Origin of the sequence: Streptomyces sp. NPDC015125 (assembly GCF_043080045.1) — a bacterium.
In the GTDB taxonomy this organism is placed as follows: Bacteria; Actinomycetota; Actinomycetes; order Streptomycetales; family Streptomycetaceae; genus Streptomyces.
In genome coordinates this window covers 140,388-160,759 of record NZ_JBIBVF010000015.1, presented here as the reverse complement: position 1 = coordinate 160,759, position 20,372 = coordinate 140,388, and the positions used below count along the sequence as shown (strand labels likewise).

13 protein-coding genes are annotated in these 20,372 nt (G+C 71.0%); 10 read left to right on the top strand and 3 right to left on the bottom strand.

What is annotated here, in order from left to right:
• Window positions 1-79: 79 nt before the first annotated feature.
• Window positions 80-2,449, bottom strand: coding sequence for a DEAD/DEAH box helicase (locus ACF088_RS27500; protein ID WP_392378571.1), 2,370 nt, complete (start codon window positions 2,447-2,449; stop codon window positions 80-82).
• 156 nt (window positions 2,450-2,605) lie between these two features.
• Here ACF088_RS27500 and bldG point away from each other — a divergent pair, with 156 nt between their 5' ends.
• From bldG to ACF088_RS27465, 7 genes are all read left to right on the top strand, one after another.
• Window positions 2,606-2,947 (top strand): anti-sigma factor antagonist BldG, encoded by a 342-nt coding sequence (bldG, locus tag ACF088_RS27495; protein ID WP_004571875.1) that lies wholly within the window; start codon window positions 2,606-2,608, stop codon window positions 2,945-2,947.
• A gap of 111 nt (window positions 2,948-3,058) precedes the next feature.
• Window positions 3,059-3,502: an ATP-binding protein gene (locus tag ACF088_RS27490; protein WP_392378525.1), complete on the top strand. Its 444-nt coding sequence runs from the start codon at window positions 3,059-3,061 to the stop codon at window positions 3,500-3,502.
• Between the two features lie 853 nt (window positions 3,503-4,355).
• Entirely contained in the window at window positions 4,356-6,761 is a 2,406-nt protein-coding gene (locus ACF088_RS27485) for a sodium-translocating pyrophosphatase (protein ID WP_392378524.1), read from the top strand.
• Window positions 6,762-6,979: 218 nt separating this feature from the next.
• Window positions 6,980-7,564 (top strand): small secreted protein, encoded by a 585-nt coding sequence (locus ACF088_RS27480; RefSeq protein WP_392378523.1) that lies wholly within the window; start codon window positions 6,980-6,982, stop codon window positions 7,562-7,564.
• A gap of 204 nt (window positions 7,565-7,768) precedes the next feature.
• On the top strand, window positions 7,769-9,316 hold the full coding sequence (locus ACF088_RS27475; protein WP_392378522.1) for a methyltransferase: 1,548 nt from the start codon (window positions 7,769-7,771) through the stop codon (window positions 9,314-9,316).
• Window positions 9,317-9,494: 178 nt separating this feature from the next.
• Window positions 9,495-9,692 (top strand): hypothetical protein, encoded by a 198-nt coding sequence (locus ACF088_RS27470; RefSeq protein WP_392378521.1) that lies wholly within the window; start codon window positions 9,495-9,497, stop codon window positions 9,690-9,692.
• 344 nt (window positions 9,693-10,036) lie between these two features.
• Window positions 10,037-10,441: a hypothetical protein gene (locus ACF088_RS27465; protein WP_392378520.1), complete on the top strand. Its 405-nt coding sequence runs from the start codon at window positions 10,037-10,039 to the stop codon at window positions 10,439-10,441.
• A gap of 78 nt (window positions 10,442-10,519) precedes the next feature.
• Here ACF088_RS27465 and ACF088_RS27460 read toward each other — a convergent pair whose 3' ends face one another.
• On the bottom strand, window positions 10,520-10,960 hold the full coding sequence (locus ACF088_RS27460; RefSeq protein WP_392378518.1) for a DUF2752 domain-containing protein: 441 nt from the start codon (window positions 10,958-10,960) through the stop codon (window positions 10,520-10,522).
• Window positions 10,957-11,649, bottom strand: coding sequence for a hypothetical protein (locus ACF088_RS27455; protein ID WP_392378517.1), 693 nt, complete (start codon window positions 11,647-11,649; stop codon window positions 10,957-10,959). Before ACF088_RS27455 ends, ACF088_RS27460 begins: the two co-directional genes overlap by 4 nt.
• 506 nt (window positions 11,650-12,155) lie before the next feature.
• Between ACF088_RS27455 and topA the strand changes: the two genes are divergently transcribed.
• From topA to ACF088_RS27440, 3 genes are all read left to right on the top strand, one after another.
• Window positions 12,156-15,023: a type I DNA topoisomerase gene (topA, locus tag ACF088_RS27450; protein WP_392378516.1), complete on the top strand. Its 2,868-nt coding sequence runs from the start codon at window positions 12,156-12,158 to the stop codon at window positions 15,021-15,023.
• A gap of 179 nt (window positions 15,024-15,202) precedes the next feature.
• Window positions 15,203-18,646: a dTMP kinase gene (gene tmk / locus ACF088_RS27445; protein WP_392378514.1), complete on the top strand. Its 3,444-nt coding sequence runs from the start codon at window positions 15,203-15,205 to the stop codon at window positions 18,644-18,646.
• Window positions 18,647-18,901: 255 nt separating this feature from the next.
• Window positions 18,902-20,155, top strand: a complete 1,254-nt coding sequence (locus ACF088_RS27440; protein ID WP_392378512.1) for a DNA polymerase III subunit delta' — start codon at window positions 18,902-18,904, stop codon at window positions 20,153-20,155.
• Window positions 20,156-20,372: the final 217 nt, after the last annotated feature.

The following is a 20,372-nucleotide window of genomic DNA, read 5'->3' as shown; positions in this document are numbered from 1 at the left end:
GGTACGGGCCCGAGCCGGGCCGCCGGAGCGCAGTGACCCGGCGCGCGACCGAGCCGGGGGCACTGCCCGCGCCCGCCCGCTAGGTCTGCTCCGGCACGCCCCGCAACAGCTCGCCCAGCAACCGGATGGCTCCCCGCTTGTGGAGCGGGTCGTTGCCGTTGCCGCACTTGGGGGACTGGATGCAGGAAGGGCAGCCGGCCTCGCATTCGCAGGAGGCGATGGCATCACGGGTGGCGGTGAGCCATTCGGCGGCCGTGCGGAAGGCGCGCTCGGCGAATCCGGCGCCGCCGGGATGGCCGTCGTACACGAAAACGGTCGGCAGCAGGGTGTCCGGGTGAAGCGGCACGGAGACGCCGCCGATGTCCCAGCGGTCACAGGTGGCGAAGAGCGGCAGCATGCCGATGGAGGCGTGTTCCGCGGCGTGCAGCGCGCCGCCCAGCTGCTCGGGATTGACGCGGGCAGCGTCGAGCTGGTCCTCGGTGACCGTCCACCACACCGCACGGGTGCGCAGCGTACGCGGCGGCAGATCGAGCTTGGTCTCGCCCAGGACCTCGCCGGTGATCAGTTTGCGGCGCAGGAAGGAGACGACCTGATTGGTGACCTCCACGGATCCGAAGCACAGCCGGCCGTCCCCCCACGGGATCTCGGTGTCGGTCTCGAGGACGGCGATGGCGGTGGTGTCGCGGGCGGTCGTGGAATAGGGCGGGTGGGCCTCTTCGACGAGCGCCACATTGTCGGCAAGGTCGAGCTGCCGGACGACATAGGTACGGCCCTGGTGAAGGTGGACCGCGCCGTCGTGGACGGCGGTGTGCGCGGCGGCGGCGTCCACGGTGCCCAGCAGCCGTCCGGTGCCGTCTTCCACGACCTGCACCGGCGAGCCGCCCTGGCCGCGGATGTCGGTAAGGTCGGCGGCCCGCTCGCGGCGCGTCCAGTGCCACGCCCTGGCACGCCGCCGCAGCAGGTTCGCGGCCTCCAACTGCGGCATCAGGCCGCCGGCCGCGGGTCCGAAGAGCGCGAAATCGGCTTCGGTGAGCGGAAGTTCGGAGGCGGCCGCGCACAGATGCGGGGCGAGCACGTACGGGTTGTCGGGGTCGAGGACCGTCGACTCGACGGGCTGGTCGAAGAGCGCCTCGGGGTGGTGGACGAGATAGGTGTCCAGCGGGTCGTCACGGGCCACGAGCACGGCGAGTGCGCCCTGCCCGGAGCGGCCCGCCCGGCCGGCCTGCTGCCACAGCGACGCCCGGGTCCCCGGATAGCCGGCGATGACCACGGCATCCAGCCCGGAGACGTCCACGCCCAGTTCGAGCGCGGTGGTGGCGGCCAGACCGAGGAGGTCACCGCTGTGCAGCGCGCGTTCCAGGGCGCGGCGCTCCTCGGGCAGATATCCACCCCGGTACGCGGCGACCCGCCCGGGCAGCGAGCGGTCCACCTCCGCGAGCCGCTCCTGGGCGATCAGGGCGATCAGCTCGGCGCCGCGCCGGGAGCGGACGAAGGCGACGGTGCGTACGCCCTGGACGGCTAGGTCGGTGAGCAGGTCCGCTGTCTCGGCGGTCGCGGTCCGGCGGACCGGGGCACCCTGCTCGCCATGGAGTTCGGTGAGCGGCGGCTCCCACAGCGCGAAGACCAACTCGCCGCGCGGCGAGGTGTCCTCGGTGATTTCCACCACGGGCAGACCGGTGAGTCGGGTCGCGGCCTGGGCCGGCTTCGCGGCCGTGGCGGAGGCGAGCAGGAAGACCGGCTCCGAGCCGTACCGGGCGCAGATACGGCGCAGCCGCCGGATGACCTGCGCGACATGGGAGCCGAAGACACCGCGGTAGCTGTGGCATTCATCGATGACGACATAGCGCAGCGCGCGCAGAAAGGAGGACCAGCGGGGGTGGGCCGGCAGGATGCCGCGGTGCAGCATGTCGGGGTTGGTCAGGACGTAGTTGCCGTACTGGCGGACCCATTCGCGCTCCTCGACGGGGGTGTCACCGTCGTAGACCGCGGGTCGCACGGCTGTGCCCAGTGGAGCGGCCAGCTCGCGTACGGCCCGCCGCTGATCGGCAGCCAGCGCCTTCGTGGGGGCCAGATACAGGGCCGTGGCGCCCCTTCCGTTCGGCGCCTCGGAGCCGTCCAGGAGCGTGGAGAGGACCGGCGCGAGATACGCCAGGGACTTCCCCGAGGCGGTGCCGGTGGCGACGACGACCGACTCGCCGCGCAGTGCGTGTTCGGATGTCCGTGCCTGGTGGGCCCAGGGACGATCGATTCCGGCCGAACGGATGGCATCGATCACTTCCGGCCGGATCTGTTCCGGCCAGTCGGCATGGCTGCCAATGCGCGGGGGCAAGTGCTCCGTATGAGTGATGCGCGCAGCGCGGGTCGCGCCCCGGGCGAGACGTTCCAGAATCATGCCTGGGGAAGGGCGCGCGCCCGCATCCGGCGGGACTGGATTGGAGGCCATCGGCATCGAGTGTGTCACCGGAGTGACGGACAATGCTCAAAGGGCGTCGTGCACGCCTGCCGGTAAGTGATTGAATGCCATCGCGGCTGCCAGATCCGCCCCTACCTTCGGTGGGGAGGCCCCAGGGGGGCGACCGCTCGATAGCAAGGTGCTGGAGGATCCGTGGACCTGTCCCTGTCGACCCGGACCGTTGGCGACCGTACGGTCGTCGAGGTCGGTGGCGAGATTGATGTATACACCGCGCCCAAGCTGCGGGAGCAGCTGGTCGAGCTTGTGAACGACGGAAGCTACCACCTCGTGGTGGACATGGAACGTGTCGACTTCCTCGACTCCACTGGGCTCGGCGTGCTGGTCGGCGGACTCAAGCGGGTGCGTGCCCATGAGGGCTCGCTGCGCCTGGTCTGCAACCAGGAGCGCATTCTGAAGATCTTCCGAATCACCGGACTGACCAAGGTGTTTCCCATTCACACCTCGGTCGACGAAGCCGTCGCAGCCACTGACTGACGGTTTTGCCGGTCCCCCGCGCCATCAGGTGCGGGGGGAGGAAGCAGTGGGGGGTTCCGGACACGGTGTCCGGCCCCCTACGTCGCACGCCCGCAAAACGAGGGGGATGGCATGGCCACCGTCGAACTTCGCTTCAGCGCCCTTCCCGAGCACGTCCGCACCGCGCGTCTGGTCGCGGCTGCCGTGGCACGGCGCGCGGGGGTGGACGAGGCCGTGCTGGACGAGGTGCGGCTCGCCGTCGGTGAGGCCTGCAGCCGGGCTGTGGGGCTGCACGAGAGCCATGACATCGAGGAGCCGGTCCGCGTCCTGCTGATCGAGGACGAGAAGAAATTCTCGATCGAGGTGGGCGACGGCGTCTCCGGCGACTCCGGTACGGCCGGTGCACGAGGCGGCGACGAGACCGAGGGCGCCGCGGAGAGCGACGCCGAGGGCGAGGACGAAATGGGCCTCGCGGTGATCAGCGGGCTGGTCGACGACGTCGAGGTGACCGCCGGCAAGGACGGCGGCCTGATCCGGATGACCTGGCCCACCACGACGGCCGTAGTGGTGCCGTAGCGCCCGGGCCCAGTGCCTGAGGAATGCCCTGACCTCGGATTTCGTCCGTAGCCGCTGGGGCACGCAGCCTGCTGCCTGCGCACTCTCCTGCCGTCTGTGCACCCCTTGCCGCTTGTGCACCCTCTGCCGCCTGCGCATCCCCTGTCGGCCCTCCGGGGCGGTCGTGCGCTGATCGGTCGTGCCTGAGCGGGCTTCGTGTCCCTCGTCCGGCATCCGGCCCTGCCAGATTTTTTGATCTTGTTCGTCGGCCTTCCCGAGTGGGCCCGACGGGGTGGACCCGCGGCAGCCACTCGCCCCGGGGCCCTCAGCCCGGTGCCGTCGCCCCGGCCCCTCAGCCCGGTGCTGCCCCTCCGGCCCCTCAGTCCGGTTCCGCCACTCGGCTCGCCACTCCAGTCCGTCGCTCCGGCCACTCGCCGTGGTCCCTCGATCAGGCCTCGTGCGTTGCGATCCGGACTCGATCTGACGCGGCTTCACCGGGCGTCGGGACGCGTCCCGCGCGCCGTGGGTCACCCGTTCGGGCGCAGCCGGGCGGATCAATTCTCACCGGGGTCACGCGGGTCTCCGTCGCCTCAGGTTCCGGGGCGGCGTCCGTGAGCAGCGACGATCAGTTTGCCGTCCATGGGCGATCAATACGACAGAGAGATCATCGGGCAGTGGTCAGTGAATTTGCGACTTTCCTTCGTCCGGGCGAATTCTGTGCGGCGTCAGCCTTTTGATCTTCGCTGCTATCGGCGAATTCCCTTTGACGCGTACTGTTTTGATCAACCGTGGCTCCCTACAATCCGTCCACATCTTGCTCAGGACGCCTGAGCGTGCTTCCGCGCGCCCATGTGCCAAACGTCAAGGAGGACGAATGGCGGGGCCTTACACCCCTCAGTTGCTTGACACCCCCACTTTTCTGGCCGGGCCTTCACTCACGGCGGGCAACCGCGCCATCGTGCTGGTGATCGCTGTGGTCGCCCTGGCGGCGCTGGCTGTCGCGGCGGTGCTGGTCCGCCAAGTGCTCGCGGCCGGTGAGGGAACCGACAGTATGAAGAAGATCGCGGCGGCCGTGCAGGAGGGCGCAAATGCCTACCTGGCACGGCAGTTGCGGACTCTCGGCGTATTCGCCGTCGTGGTGTTCTTCCTGCTCATGCTGCTGCCCGCGGACAATTGGACGCAGCGCGCCGGACGCAGCGCCTTCTTCTTGATCGGCGCCGGATTCTCGGCGGCCACCGGCTATATCGGGATGTGGCTCGCCGTACGCAGCAATGTGCGCGTCGCAGCGGCCGCCCGGGAAGCCACTCCGGCCGAAGGGGGTACCGGGAAAAAGGATCTTACGGCCGTCTCGCACAAGGCGATGAAGATTGCCTTCCGTACCGGTGGCGTCGTCGGCATGTTCACCGTGGGGCTGGGCCTGCTCGGCGCGTCCTGCGTGGTGCTCGTGTACGCGGTCGACGCGCCCAAGGTGCTGGAGGGCTTCGGTCTCGGCGCCGCGCTGATCGCGATGTTCATGAGGGTCGGCGGCGGCATCTTCACCAAGGCCGCGGACGTCGGCGCCGACCTCGTCGGCAAGGTCGAGCAGGGCATCCCCGAGGACGACCCGCGCAACGCCGCGACCATCGCGGACAACGTGGGCGACAACGTCGGTGACTGCGCCGGTATGGCCGCCGACCTCTTCGAGTCGTACGCGGTGACCCTGGTCGCCGCCCTCATCCTGGGGATGGCCGCCTTCGGTGACGCAGGACTGGCCTTCCCGCTGCTGGTCCCGGCCATCGGGGTGCTCACCGCGATGATCGGCATCTTCGTCGTCGCGCCCCGGCGCAGCGACCGCAGCGGAATGACGGCGATCAACCGCGGCTTCTTCATCTCCGCGGGCATCTCGCTGGTACTGGTGGCCGTCGCGGTGTTCACCTACCTGCCGGCCAGCTATCAGGACCTGACGGGTGTCACCGACACCGAGGTGCTGGGCCGCAGCGGCGATCCGCGGATGCTCGCGCTGGTGGCGGTCGCCATCGGCATCGTGCTGGCCGCGCTGATCCAGCAACTGACCGGCTACTTCACCGAGACCACCCGGCGGCCCGTCCGGGACATCGGCAAGACCTCGCTGACCGGACCGGCCACGGTCGTGCTCGCCGGCATCTCGCTCGGCCTGGAGTCGGCGGTCTACTCGGCGGTGCTGATCGGCCTGGCCGTCTACGGGGCGTACCTGCTGGGCGGCGCCTCCATCATCCTGGCGCTGTTCGCGGTGGCGCTGGCCGGCACCGGTCTGCTGACCACCGTCGGCGTGATCGTGGCGATGGACACCTTCGGACCGGTCTCCGACAACGCGCAGGGCATCGCCGAGATGTCCGGCGATGTCACCGGTGACGGCGCGCAGGTGCTGACCGACCTGGACGCGGTCGGCAACACCACCAAGGCCATCACCAAGGGCATCGCCATCGCGACCGCCGTACTGGCCGCGGCCGCGCTCTTCGGCTCCTACCGGGACGCGATCGCCACCGCCGTACGGGACATCGGCAACGCCGCGAGCGGGATGGGGCTCAGCCTGGACATCTCGCAGCCCAACAACCTGGTCGGGCTGATCCTCGGCGCCTCGGTCGTCTTCCTGTTCTCCGGGCTGGCGATCAACGCGGTGTCGCGGTCTGCGGGAGCGGTGGTCTTCGAGGTGCGACGGCAGTTCCGCGAGCACCCCGGGATCATGGACTACACCGAGCAGCCCGAATACGGGCGGGTCGTCGACATCTGCACCAAGGACGCGCTGCGCGAGCTGGCCACCCCCGGGCTGCTGGCCGTGCTCACCCCGATCGCCGTCGGCTTCTCGCTCGGCGTCGGCGCGCTCGGCTCGTTCCTGGCGGGTGCGATCGGCACCGGCACGCTGATGGCGGTCTTCCTCGCCAACTCCGGTGGCGCGTGGGACAACGCCAAGAAGCTCGTCGAGGACGGCCACCACGGCGGCAAGGGCAGTGAGGCGCATGCCGCGACGGTCATCGGCGACACCGTGGGTGACCCGTTCAAGGACACCGCGGGCCCGGCGATCAACCCGCTGCTGAAGGTCATGAACCTGGTGGCGCTGCTGATCGCGCCCGCTGTGGTGAAGTTCTCATACGGCCAGGACAAGAGCATCGGCGTACGCATCGTCGTCTCCGCACTGGCGATCGCCGTCATCGTCGGTGCGGTGTACGTCTCCAAGCGGCGCGGAATCGCCGTAGGTGACGAAGACAACTCCGAAGACCCGCAAGGCATCGCCAAGTCGGCCGAGACGGCAGTGGCGTCCTAGCCGGAAAGCACCCCCGGAAGGGCCCGCGGACCGCTCAACTGGGCGGGTGGACGGCGTATTTTGCAGACGCCGGCCACCCGCCTTCCGCGTGCTCGGGTGGCCCTGCGGTCCTTGGTGCAAATGGCTGCAATGAGGGCAGGGCGGGATGCCCGACCGGTGGCCCAGGCCGTTTGGACGTGTATGTTCCGGGGCCGAGAGCCATGGAAGGGACCAATCCGGTGAACAAGAAGCTTGTGGCTGCACTGTCCGGCGGTGCGGCACTGGTGCTCGCGCTGACCGGCTGCAGCGACGACAGCAACAAGAAGCTCAATGACTGGGCGAAGAGTTTCTGCGACCCCGCGCAGGCTCAGTTCAAGCAGATCCAGGACGCCAACGGTGCCATGCAGACGGCCGACAACGGCAGCACCGACTCCAAGAAGGTCCAGCAGACCGACTCGGCGGCTTTCCAGAAGATTTCCCGGGCCTACTCCTCGCTGGCCACATCCCTGGAGAAGGCCGGGCCGCCGCCCACCGACCAGGGCAAGCAGGCACAGCAGAACGCCGTCAAGGAGCTCAACTCGCTCTCCAAGGGCTATGCGGACCTTCAGAAGCAGGTCAACAAACTCGACACCTCCGACAAGCTGAAGTTCGCGGACGGTCTGCGCGACCTCTCCAGCGGCATCAACAAGCTGAACAAGCAGAGCGAGGCGGCCTTCAAGAACCTGGAGTCCGGCGAGGTCGGCACGGCGATGGCCGCCCAGAAGGGCTGCCAGAACCCGGCCGCGTCCGGCTCCCCGGCGCCCACGCAGTCCAAGAAGTCCTAGAAGTCCTAGAAGTCCTAGAAGGACCAGAAGGCTTAGAAGGCCAGGAGCAGGAGTCCTGGAAGACCACCCCGGAACACCTAGGAGTCCTGGGAGTAGCGGGAAGCCTGCGGCGAATGCACACCGCAACGGTCCCTACGGCCCGGCGACGCGCCCGAGAAGGGTGTGGCGCCGGGCCGTCGCCGATTGTCAGTGGCAGGGCCGACAATGGTGGATGTGAGTACGCACCTCCCCACCGCCGATGTCCAGGACCCCGAGAGCAACGCCCGCACCGCCCGGCTGCGCGAGGCGTTGCTGGCCGCCGCCTTCACCGCCGACGGGCTGCTGGATCTGCTCGGCGCGCCGGCCTATGCCGCGCTGGCACGCAGCGAGACCGTCCCTGCCCTGCGGGCGACGCGCGGCGACAGCCCGTTGGAGACCCTGGTGCGGGTGTTCCTGCTGCAGCGTCCGGTGGAGCTGCGGCGGGCGCAGGCCGCGCTGCCGGTCGCGGACTGCCTCGCCGACGGCTGGCTGGTGCAGGACGGCGACGAGCTGCGCGCCAGTGTGGACGTGCGCCCGTACGGCGGCCCCGAGGGGCAGGACTGGTGGATCGTCTCCGACCTGGGCTGTGCGGTCGGTGGCGCCGGCGGCATCCGGGGCGCCGGGGAAGTGGACCGCTCACAGCTGGTGCTCGGTGTCGGTGGTGCCTCCACGACCCTCGCGGGGATCACGGTGCGCAGGCCGGTCGCCAAGGCGCTCGATCTCGGTACGGGCTCCGGCATCCAGGCGCTGCACGCCGCTCAGCACGCCACCCGCGTCACGGGCACCGACCTCAACCCCCGGGCGCTGCGGATCGCCGCGCTGACCCTGGCGCTCTCCGGGGCGGGGCCGGCAGATCTGCGGGAAGGCTCGCTGTTCGAGCCCGTGCGCGACGAGACGTACGACCTGATCGTGTCCAACCCGCCGTTCGTGATCTCGCCGGGCGCCCGGCTCACCTACCGCGACGGCGGCATGGGCGGCGACGACCTGTGCCGGACACTCGTCCAGCAGTCCGCCGGGTATCTCAACGACGGCGGGTACTGCCAGCTGCTGGCCAATTGGCAGCATGTGGCGGGCGAGGAGTGGCACGACCGGCTGCGCTCCTGGGTGCCGCCCGGCTGCGACGCCTGGATCGTGCAGCGCGAGGTGCAGGACATCACCCAGTACGCCGAACTGTGGCTGCGTGACGCGGGCGACCACCGCGCCGGGGACGAGGCGTATGCCGCGCGGTACGACGCCTGGCTCGACGAGTTCGAGGCACGCAAGACCAAGGCCATCGGCTTCGGCTGGATCACGCTGCGCAAGTCCGGGTCGGACTCCCCGTCCGTCACGGTCGAGGAATGGCCGCATCCGGTGGAACAGCCGCTGGGGGAGTCGGTCGTACGGCACTTCGACCGCCAGGACTATCTGCGGGCAACGGACGATGCGGCGCTGCTCGCCGGCCGCTTCCGGCTCGCCGACGAGGTGGTGCAGGAGCAGGTCGGGCTGCCCGGGGCGGAGGATCCCGAGCATGTGGTGCTGCGTCAGAACCGCGGTATGCGGCGGGCGACGAAGGTGGACACGGTCGGCGCGGGCTTCGCCGGGGTGTGTGACGGCTCCCTCCCGGCCGGGCGGATTCTGGACGCCATTGCCCAACTCGTCGGCGAGGATCCGGTTCTGCTGCGGGACCGTACGCCGGCCTCGATCCGGATGCTGGTCGAGCAGGGGTTCCTGGAGCCGGTGGCCGCGGGCGGCTGACAGGGAAAGGTGACGGGAAACGGGGGAACGGGGGACGGGGAACGGGGGAGCAGGAAACAGGAGGAGCAGGAAAGCAGGAAGGGGTCTGGGGGAAGTGGGACGGGAGAGGTAAGAGGCGAGCGGCAGTAGTTCATCCGGCGTTCGCCGGGATGCCGCCCCGGAGTGTCACGCTGCCCGCATGGAGACTGGACCCGAGGCATTCGCCGGTGCGGCGTTCGCGCTGTTCGGCGCCGGACTGCTGGTGTGGACGGGTGTCTGCGTACGGACCGGTGCGCCGGTCGCCGATGGCGTCAGCCGGCCGTTCGCCGCCGTGATGGCGCTGCTGTCCGGGGTGGTGTTCCTGGCCACGGGCTGCTGGTTGCTGGTTGCGTTGTAGCCGTGAGCCGTGAGCCGTGAGCCGTGAGCCGTGAGCCGTGAGCCGTGAGCCGTGAGCCGTGAGCCGTGAGCCGGTGTGCCGGGAGCGGTTGCTCCGAGAGTCGTCCTGTGAGCCGTCGTCCCACGGGGCGCCGCGTGGAATGCCACCTGACGGCAGCTCTCTGCGGCCAGGACGCGGCTCCGCTCCAACTGCCATTGCGTAGCGCTACGTTCACTTCACGCCAGTTTTGTGACAGATGGCCGATGCGTGGTGGTACACGGGAACTTTTCCGGGCCGCCGGGCATGTTCCTCAGTGAAGGTCATCAACGACCGGCAGGCTCACGACCCTTCAGTGAGGAACCCAAATGAACCGTGCACTCCGCTACGTCGCCGTCGGCACCATCGCCGTCTCCCTGCTCGCCGGCGGCTCGGCCGCGGCCTTCGCCGCGCCGCAGGACCTCCACTCGCCCACGCCGGTCGTGGCCACCGCCCCGGCCGCGGCCACCCTGACGGCCAAGGCCAGCGCGTCCACCGTCAAGGCCTGGCAGGAGTTCCGGATCTCCGGCACCGCCAAGGGCATCAAGGCCGGCACCAAGGTCACCGTCCAGCAGAAGCAGGGCACGAAGTGGGTCTCGCTGCCCGCACAGACGCCGGTGAACGCCAGCGGCACGTACTCGGTACGGGTCAAGCTCGGCATCAAGGGCGTCAACCAGCTCCGTATGGGAGCCGGCAGCACCGTCTCCCCGGTGGTCAAGGTCACCGTTCGCTGACACCGGATGGTCCGGATCATTCCCGGGCCATCCGTAACGTGCCGGGACGAAACCCCTAAACGTCCCGGGATGAAACCCCTAACCGACAAGGTTGCGGGCGACCATCCACACCGCGGCGATGCCGAGCACCACGGCGTTGCCGCGGGCCTGGAGGCGTGGCCGGTACACCCGTCCGCCGATCCCCGCGACCAGCCAGCGTCCGACGGCGTACGCCACGGCCGGACCGGCCAGCGTGAGCAGCACGGCGTTGTCATGGAAGGCCCTCACGACATCGCCGTGCATCAGGTCGTACGCCATCCGCGTCCCGCCGCACACCGGGCACAGCAGCCCGGTGGCCCATTTGAACGGGCAGGGGAGCAGCAGCTGCCCCGGTTGGTGCGGATCGGTGTGCCAGAGATAGACGGCGGCCGCCGCCCCGGCGCCGAGGGTGATCGACGCCTGGCGGACGGTACGCGCCCGGACCGACTTCCGGGTGGGTCCCGCAGGCTCGGCAGGACCCCACGACGTGCCGGGGCTCACACGCTCAGCGACCTGGCGTAGTTGACCTGGTTGAGGACGAACATCACCTGCTCGCGGGACTGCACCGGGATCATCGTGGCGTGGTGCCGGCCTCCGCTGTTCACCGTGACCTGCACGAACCCGGTGGTCACCCGCTCCTTCATCAGCAGGAAGAGCAGGCCGAGCAGGCAGAAGAAGAAGAAAACGATGGCGAGCACGACCGCGTGCGCCGGCATCTTCTCCTCCGTGCGCGACATATCGGTCGCCGTCCACACCGCGCCCCTGAGCGGCATCGGCCCGGCCGGCGTCATGATCGTGTCGCCGGTCACCGCGATATCGCCGAGCGACAGCACCATCCCGCCGGGCTGGGGCCCGGCCTGGAACCCACCGGGCCCGGCCTGGAACCCGCCGGGCGCCGGCTGCAGCGGAGCGCTCGGCGGGAATCCCGGCGCGGCCGGCTGCGGGGCGTCGTTCGGATAGCCGTATCCGGGCTGCGGCTGCGGCTGCGGCTGCGGCTGTGGCGGCGGCGAGCCGGCCTGCGGATAGCCGTATCCGGGCTCCCCGGGGCGGCCGGCCTGCGGGTCGCCGTAGCCGGTGTCGGCGGGCCGAGGGCCGTCCGGCTTGGCGTAAGGGTTCTGGGCGGGCTGACCCGGCTGACCGGGCCGGCCGGGCGGCTGATCCGGCGGCGGTCCGGGGTACTGGTTCGCCATAAGTGAGGTCCCCCCGAGAGTGCGTGATGACGGCAGTGCTCGACTCGAACGGCGAGCCGTGCCGTTTCCATCCTGCCAGCCCGCTTACGTGCTGTATCAAGGCAATGACGGCAACCGGCGCCGCCCTGTGACAGTCGTCGGTCCGCGGACGGTGCGGTGTGCGACTGCGGGCGGGCGGCGAACCGCCGGGATCCGTCACTGTGTGACATCACCGAAGGTGCCGCAGCTGCGCCGCACGGGGAACGTCCGAGGTGGGCGCCGGGGAACAGGACGGCGCCGCCGTGATCCACAAGGCGCGCCCCGGGCCCGTAGCGAGCGCCTGATGCGGTCCGGGCGGCATGAAGGCATGTAGTCGGGTTACCGTTCGAGTGGCGTTGCGGGGTTTTTCCGTTTGACACGGGGCCGGGAGGTACCGTCACACTCCGCAGCGTCAAGCGTCACCGCATTGCCCCCCTCGGCGTCCGGCCGGGGAGCGTTTCCAGCGTCGACCGGAGAGAAGAGCGAAGTTGTCCCCGACCAGCGAGACCACAGACGGCGGCGGCCGCCGACTCGTCATCGTCGAGTCGCCTGCCAAGGCGAAGACGATCAAGGGCTACCTCGGCCCTGGCTACGTGGTCGAGGCGAGCGTCGGACACATCCGCGACCTGCCCAACGGCGCCGCAGAGGTCCCGGCGAAGTACAAGGGCGAGCCCTGGGCCCGCCTCGGCGTGAATGTCGACGCCGACTTCCAGCCGATCTATGTCGTCAACAGTGACAAGAAGGACCAGGTCAAGAAGCTCAAGGAGCTGCTGGCCGAGTCCGACGAGCTCTACCTCGCCACAGATGAGGACCGCGAGGGCGAGGCCATCGCCTGGCACCTCCAGGAGATCCTCAAGCCCAAGGTGCCCGTCCACCGGATGGTCTTCCACGAGATCACCAAGGACGCGATCCGTGAGGCCGTCGCCAATCCGCGCGATCTGAACCAGAAGCTGGTCGACGCCCAGGAGACCCGCCGGATCCTCGACCGCCTCTACGGCTACGAGGTCTCGCCGGTCCTGTGGAAGAAGGTCATGCCCCGGCTGTCGGCCGGCCGGGTGCAGTCCGTCGCGACCCGTCTCGTCGTCGAGCGGGAGCGCGAGCGCATCGCGTTCCGCTCCGCCGAGTACTGGGACCTGACCGGCACGTTTGCCACCGGCCGGGCGGGCGACGCCAGTGACCCGTCGGTGCTGACCGCCCGCCTGAACACCGTCGACGGCCGCCGTATTGCCCAGGGCCGTGACTTCGGTCCCAACGGGCAGCTCAAGAGCGACGTCCTCCACCTGGACGAGGCGAACGCCCGCGCGCTCGCCACCGCCCTGGAGAACACCGACTTCGCGGTGCGCTCGGTCGAGTCCAAGCCCTACCGCCGCTCGCCGTACGCCCCGTTCCGGACGACCACCCTCCAGCAGGAGGCCAGCCGCAAGCTCGGCTTCGGCGCCAAGGCGACGATGCAGGTGGCGCAGAAGCTGTACGAGAACGGCTTCATCACCTATATGCGTACGGACTCCACCACGCTCTCGGACACCGCGGTCGCCGCGGCCCGGGCGCAGGTGACGCATCTGTACGGCGCGAACTACCTGCCGGACAAGCCGCGCACCTACGCGGGCAAGGTCAAGAACGCCCAGGAGGCGCACGAGGCGATCCGCCCCTCCGGGGACCGCTTCCGCACCCCGGCCGAGACCGGTCTGACCGGCGACCAGTTCAGGCTCTACGAGCTGATCTGGAAGCGGACCGTCGCCTCCCAGATGAAGGACGCGACCGGTAACTCCGTCACCGTCAAGATCGGCGGCCGGGCCGCCGACGGCCGCGACGCCGAGTTCAGCGCGTCCGGCAAGACCATCACCTTCCACGGCTTCCTCAAGGCCTACGTGGAAGGCGCCGACGACCCCAACGCCGAGCTCGACGACCGCGAGCGCCGGCTGCCGCAGGTCGCCGAGGGCGATGCGCTGGCCGCGCAGGAGATCACCGCCGACGGGCACGCCACCAAGCCGCCCGCCCGCTACACCGAGGCCACGCTGGTCAAGGAGCTGGAAGAGCGCGAGATCGGCCGCCCGTCGACCTACGCGTCGATCATCGGCACCATCCTCGACCGCGGCTACGTCTTCAAGAAGGGCACCGCGCTCGTCCCGTCCTTCCTCTCCTTCGCGGTGGTCAACCTCCTGGAGAAGCACTTCGGCCGGCTGGTCGACTACAGCTTCACGGCCAAGATGGAGGACGACCTCGACCGCATCGCACGCGGTGAGGCGCAGTCCGTGCCGTGGCTGCGGCGCTTCTACTTCGGCGTGGGCGATGCCGCGGGAGCCGCTTCGGACGCCGGAAACGGCGACGGCGACCACCTCGGCGGCCTGAAGGAGCTCGTCGAGGACCTGGGCGCCATCGACGCCCGGGAGATCTCGTCCTTCCCCGTCAGCGACGACATCAAGCTGCGGGTCGGCCGCTACGGCCCGTACGTCGAGCGCGGGGAGAAGGATGCCGAGGGCCATCAGCGCGCCGATGTCCCCGACGACCTGGCGCCCGACGAGCTGACCGTGGAGTACGCGGAGGAGCTGCTCGCCAAGCCGAGCGGCGACTTCGAGCTGGGTATGGACCCGGAGTCGGGCCACCAGATCGTCGCCAAGGACGGCCGCTACGGCCCGTACGTCACCGAGATCCTGCCCGAGGGCACCCCGAAGACCGGCAAGAACGCGGTCAAGCCGCGCACCGCCTCGCTCTTCAAGTCGATGTCCCTGGACACCGTGACCCTGGCGGACGCGCTCAAGCTGATGTCGCTGCCGCGCGTCGTCGGCAAGGACCCCGAGGGCGTGGAGATCACCGCGCAGAACGGCCGCTACGGCCCGTATCTGAAGAAGGGCACCGACTCGCGCTCCCTGGAGGGCGAGGAGCAGCTCTTCACGATCACGACCGACGAGGCGCTGGCGATCTACGCACAGCCCAAGCAGCGCGGGCGGGCCGCCGCCAAGCCGCCGCTGAAGGAGCTGGGCACGGACCCGGTGAGCGGCAAGCCGGTGGTGGTCAAGGACGGCCGGTTCGGTGCGTATGTCACCGATGGCGAGACCAACGCGACGCTGCGCCGGGACGACGACGTCGAGACGGTCACCGCCGAGCGGGGCTACGAACTGCTGGCGGAGAAGCGCGCCAAGGGACCGGCGAAGAAGACCGCGAAGAAGGCGGTCAAGAAGGCGCCGGCCAAGAAGACGGCCGCGAAGAAGACGACCGCCACGAAGACGACCGCCAAGAAGACCGCGGCGAAGAAGACCACCGCGGCGAAGACCACCACGGCGAAGAAGACGACCGCCAAGAAGACGACCGCCAAGACGGCGGCAGCGAAGAAGACGGCGGCGCCGGCGGAGGACTGAGGTCTGCGCCGACCCGGCCGCGCCGGTTGAGCGGAGGGCCGAGGACCGCGCCGATTCCGGCACGGCCGCGCCGGTAAAAGCGCAGGACACGGGCGGGTACAGCGGATGCGTTCCGTTGTGCCCGCCCATTTGTTCGGGTGGGCGCTCGACGGCGTGCACCATCCCGCTAGGCTGGCGGGATGACGCGTGCCGAGCAGCCAACGGTCGTGACCCCCACATCAGGCGCCCTAGCGGCGGATTCCCGCGAGCGCGCCGTGCGAGCCCTGCTCCGCTTCCCCCCACTGAAGCGACTGTGGAGCGCCCAGTTTGTCGGGGGCATCGGCGATGCCCTGTCCATGCTTGTCCTCGTACTCCTCGCCCTGCAGGCGGCGTTGTACGTCCCGCTGGGCGGCGAGCCCGTCTTCGGCGGCGGCTATCGGGGGGCAGCCCTTGCGGTCACCGTGGTCTTCGCGGCCCGGATGGTGGCGATGCTGCTCTTCGGGGCCGTGCTGCTGGGCCCGCTGTCGGCGATGACCTCCCCCGCTGCGCCACGCGCGGGGGGACCCCCGTCCGGCGGGCCGCTGGACCGGCGCTGGACGATGATCGGTGCGGATGTGCTGCGGCTGGCGCTGCTGGTCATCGCCCCCCTCTGGATCGACTGGGCGCCGGACAACGCACTGGCCTGGCTGCTGGTCACGGTCTTCGTCACCGGTGTCGCCGAACGCTTCTGGACCGTCGCCCGGGAGAGCGCCGCACCGGGGCTGCTGCCCACCCCGCCGCCTGAGGGCGCCGCCGTGAGGCCCCTCCCGGACAACATGGACGCCCTGCGCCGCCTCTCGCTGCGCACCAGCTTCGTCTCGCTGCCGATCGCGGCCGCCGCCCTGGTGGTCGTCACGCTCATCAGCAAGCTGCTGGGCACCGGCATCGACTGGTTCCACCTTCACCAGGCCGCGCTCGGCTCGTATGTCGCCGCCGGTCTGTTCGCCGCCTCCGTGTCGATCCTCTACTTCATCGAGCTCCCCGGAGTGCCGACGCCGCGGCCGCGCTCCCCCCTGGAGGGGCTGCGCCGCCCGAAGGCCGCGGGAGCGAAGACCGCGACGACGGGAGCGAAGACCGGAGCGCCGGGAGCGGACGACAAGCCGGAGAACGGCGCGGCCCGGGCGAGCGCCGACAAGGGCCGTACGGGCGCACTCCCGCTGCTGGTGGCGTCCTGCGCCGCGGTGGCCGGAGCGATCGCCGCGGCGGTCTCGCTCGCCGTCCTGCACGGCTACGACCTGGCCGGCGGTCCGGCCGCCTTCGCGCTGCTGGTGCTCGCGCTGACCGGCGGTACGGCCGTCGGCATCCGTGGCGCCCACCGGGTGCTGCCCGCCCTCTCCCGGCGCCGGCTGCTCGCCCTTGCGGTGGCCGCCACCGGCCTGGGCCTGCTGGCCATGGGGCTGGTCCCGGACCCGACGACGGTACTGGTGCTCGCGCTGCTGTCCGGGGTCAGCGCCGGTATCGCCGCCAATACCGGGCATGTGCTGCTGGAGCAGGAGACCGAGGAGTCCCGCAGCGCCCGCACGACCGAGCATCTGCACGCGGTCGTACGACTGACCGTCGCGCTGGCCGCCATCCTCGCGCCGCTGCTCGCGGCGATCATCGGCCCGCACCACCTCGGCAGCGGCACCTTCAACTTCGCCTACGGCGGCGCCGCCTACACCCTGATGCTGGCCGGCGCCCTGCTGCTGCCGGTCGCCGCCCTGGTGCTCGGCAAGGTCGACGACCGGCAGGGCGTACCGCTGCGGCATGATCTGCGCGAGGCGCTGCGCGGCGGCGCCCCGGCCCAGGCACCCGCCGCCACCGGTTTCTTCCTCGCCCTGGAAGGCGGTGACGGCGCCGGCAAGTCCACCCAGGTCGAGGCGCTCGCGGAGTGGATCCGCAACAAGGGCCACGAGGTCGTGGTGACCCGTGAGCCGGGCGCCACCGCCATCGGCAAGCGACTGCGCTCGATCATCCTCGACGTCTCCACGTCCGGGCTCTCGGACCGTGCGGAGGCGCTGATGTTCGCCGCCGACCGGGCCGAGCACGTCGACAGCATCGTCCGCCCCGCTCTGGAGCGCGGCGCGATCGTCATCACCGACCGGTACATCGACTCCTCGGTCGCCTACCAGGGCGCCGGGCGCAACCTCGCGCCCACGGAGATCGCCCGGATCTCGCGCTGGGCCACGGACGGCCTCGTCCCTCACCTGACGGTGCTGCTCGACATCTCCCCGGAGACCGCACGGGAACGCTTCACCGAGGCACCGGACCGGCTGGAGTCCGAGCCCGCCGAGTTCCACCAGCGGGTACGGGCCGGCTTCCTGACGCTGGCCGCCGCCGACCCCGCGCGCTATCTCGTCGTCGACGCCGGGCAGGAGCCCGCGGCCGTCACCACCGTCGTACGGCACCGCCTCGACCAGGTGCTCCCGCTGTCCGAGGCCGAGATCACGGCGCAGGCCGAGGCCCGTAAGGCAGCCGAGGAAGAGGCCCGCCGCAAGGCCGAGGAAGAGGCCGCGCGCAAGGCGGAGGAGGAGCGCCTGGAGCGCGAGCGCCAGGAGCAGCTCGCCAAGCTGCGCGCCGAGGAAGAGGAGCGCAAGCGCCGCGAGGCCGAGGAGGCCAGGGCGCGCGAGGAGGCCCGTCAGGCCGAGGAGGCCCGCAAGCGTGCCGAGGAGGCCCGCCAGGCCGCGGAGGCGGAGCGGCAGCGGCGCGAGGCGGAGGAGCGGGCCCGCGAGGCCGAACAGGAGCGGCTGCGCAAGCAGCACGAGGAGGAGGCGCGGCTGCGCAAGGAGGCCGAGGAGCGCCGCCTGGAGAAGCAGCGCAAGGCCGAAGACGCTCTGCTGCGGGCCGAAGAGGCCCGGGTCGCGGCAGCCGAGGCGGCGGCCGCGGCGGAGGCCAGGGCGGCAGCCGAGAAGGCCGAGGCAGCCGAGGCGGCCACCGCGGAGACGTACGTCGCGGATCTGCGGAAGCGGCTGGGGCAGGACGCGTCCGACGACTCCGCCTCGTCAGGTGGCGCCTCGTCCGGTTCCGGATCGTCCGGTTCCGGCTCGGACGGTGAGCGGACCGAGGAGTCGCTGCCGCAGCCCGGGACGCAGCAGGGCGGCACGCCGCAGCCCGGGATGCAGCAGGACAGCGCGGCGGACGAGACGGCGGTGCTGCCTTCGGTGCCGGGCGGGCACGACGCCTGGGGCGGCCGTGGCGCCGGCTCGGACGTGGAGGAGACCGCCGTGCTGCCGTCCGTACGAGGCGAGGGCGACGGCGCGCGCGGCGCGGACGGCCGGGGCGACGCCCCCGCCGACCGGGTGCCGCCGTGGATGTTCCGCAAGGAGACGCCGCCCGCTGCGCACGGCGAGAGCGGTGCGGCCTCGGGCCGGCCCGCCGCCCCTGCCGAGTCGCGCGTCGAGCGCACCCGCGAACTCCCGCAGATCGATCCGGCGACGGGCCGCCCCGTGGAGACCCCGCAACGCAGCCGCCCCCGCCCCGAATGGGCGGAGGAGACCCCGCTGGATGATCTGCCGACGCTCGCCGACGAACTGCTCGGCACGCGCGGCGACGAAGAAGCGGACGACGGTGCGGACGGCGGTGCGGACGGCAACAGCCGTCGCGGCGGCCGTGGGCGGCGCAGCTAGCCCCCTCCCGCAGCCCGGACGAACCGGCCGTGGCCGCAGCGCAACAGCTGCGGCCACGGCCGGTTCCGTTCCGCCGGACGGCCCCCGTCCGGCCGACCGGCCCCGGCTTCCGGATTCGTTTGTCAGTGGGTTGCACCACAATGGGTCAGGCGTGGAGCAATGCGCGGTGTGCGGCCGGGCACGCACCCACCTCGCACGGCACGGGCACCTCGCACGGCACGAGCAGGACGGCACGGACAGGAACGGCGGACAACGATGGCGGTATGGGACGACGTGGTCGGCCAGGACCGGGTGACGGCGCAGCTGGCCGCGGCCGCGCGCGATGCGGACGCCCTCGTCACCGCGGAGCATGCGGGAGCAGGCGCAGGGGCCAGGCCCGGTGAGCAGCCGGAGCCGTCCGCCGACCGCAGCGGTGCCTCCCAGATGACCCATGCCTGGCTGTTCACGGGCCCGCCCGGTTCCGGCCGCTCCACCGCGGCCCGTGCCTTCGCCGCCGCCCTGCAGTGCGTCAGCCCGGACCGCGCCCTCGGAGGCGCCCCCGGCTGCGGCTTCTGCGACGGCTGTCATACGTCCCTGGTCGGCACGCACGCCGACGTCGAGATCGTCCGTACGGACCTGCTCTCCATCGGCGTCAAGGAAACCCGCGACCTGGTCCGCCGGTCCTCCCTCTCCCCGGCCGGCGGCCGCTGGCAGGTGATCGTCCTGGAGGACGCCGACCGCCTCACCGAAGGTGCCGGAAACGTCCTGCTCAAGGCCGTCGAGGAGCCCGCGCCCCGTACGGTCTGGCTGCTGTGCGCCCCCTCCGTGGAGGACGTCCTCCCCACCATCCGTTCGCGCTGCCGCCATCTCTCGCTGCGGACCCCGCCGGTCAGCGCGGTCGCCGACGTCCTCGTCCGGCGGGACGGCATCGAGCCGGCGGCCGCCGACCGGGCCGCCCGCGCCACCCAGGGCCACATCGGCCGGGCCCGCCGCCTCGCCACCGACGAGCGCGCCCGGGCCCGCCGGGCAGCCGTACTCACACTCCCTCTCCGTGTCGACGACATCGGCGGCTGCCTCAAGGCCGCCCAGGAGCTGATCGATGCCGCGGGGGAGGACGCCAAGCAGGTCGCCGAGGACGTCGACACCAAGGAGACCGAGGAGCTGCGCGCCGCGCTCGGCGCCGCCGCCGGCACCGGCGGACGCCTGCCGCGCGGCACGGCCGGCGCCATGAAGGAGCTCCAGGACAAGCAGAAGCGCCGCTCGACGCGTACCCAGCGCGACAGCCTCGACCTGGCCCTGGTCGATCTCACCGGCTTCTACCGTGATGTCCTCGCCCTCCAGATGGGCGCCTCGGTACCCCTCGCCAACGACGAGGTACGCGACAGCATCCACCGCATCGCCACCGCCTCGTCCCCCGAACGAACCCTCCGCCGTATAGAAGCAGTGATCGCCTGCCGCGAGGCCCTGGACCGCAATGTGGCCCCCCTCCTCGCGGTCGAGGCCATGACGGCCGCCCTCCGCGCCGGCTGACCACCACCCACCACCCACCGCAGCCCACCCGCCCCTGCCGCTCACCCGGCCCGCCCCTTCAAGGAGACGCACACACAACGTCCCCATCCGGATACTCTCCGTCCGGTCCGGCCACTGCTTCCCGCCCCCGACATCCGTCACACCACCAGCGCCATCACCATCCCCACCACCACTACTAGCGCCCCCCACAGCACCGCCCCCGTACCGCCCTCCTAGC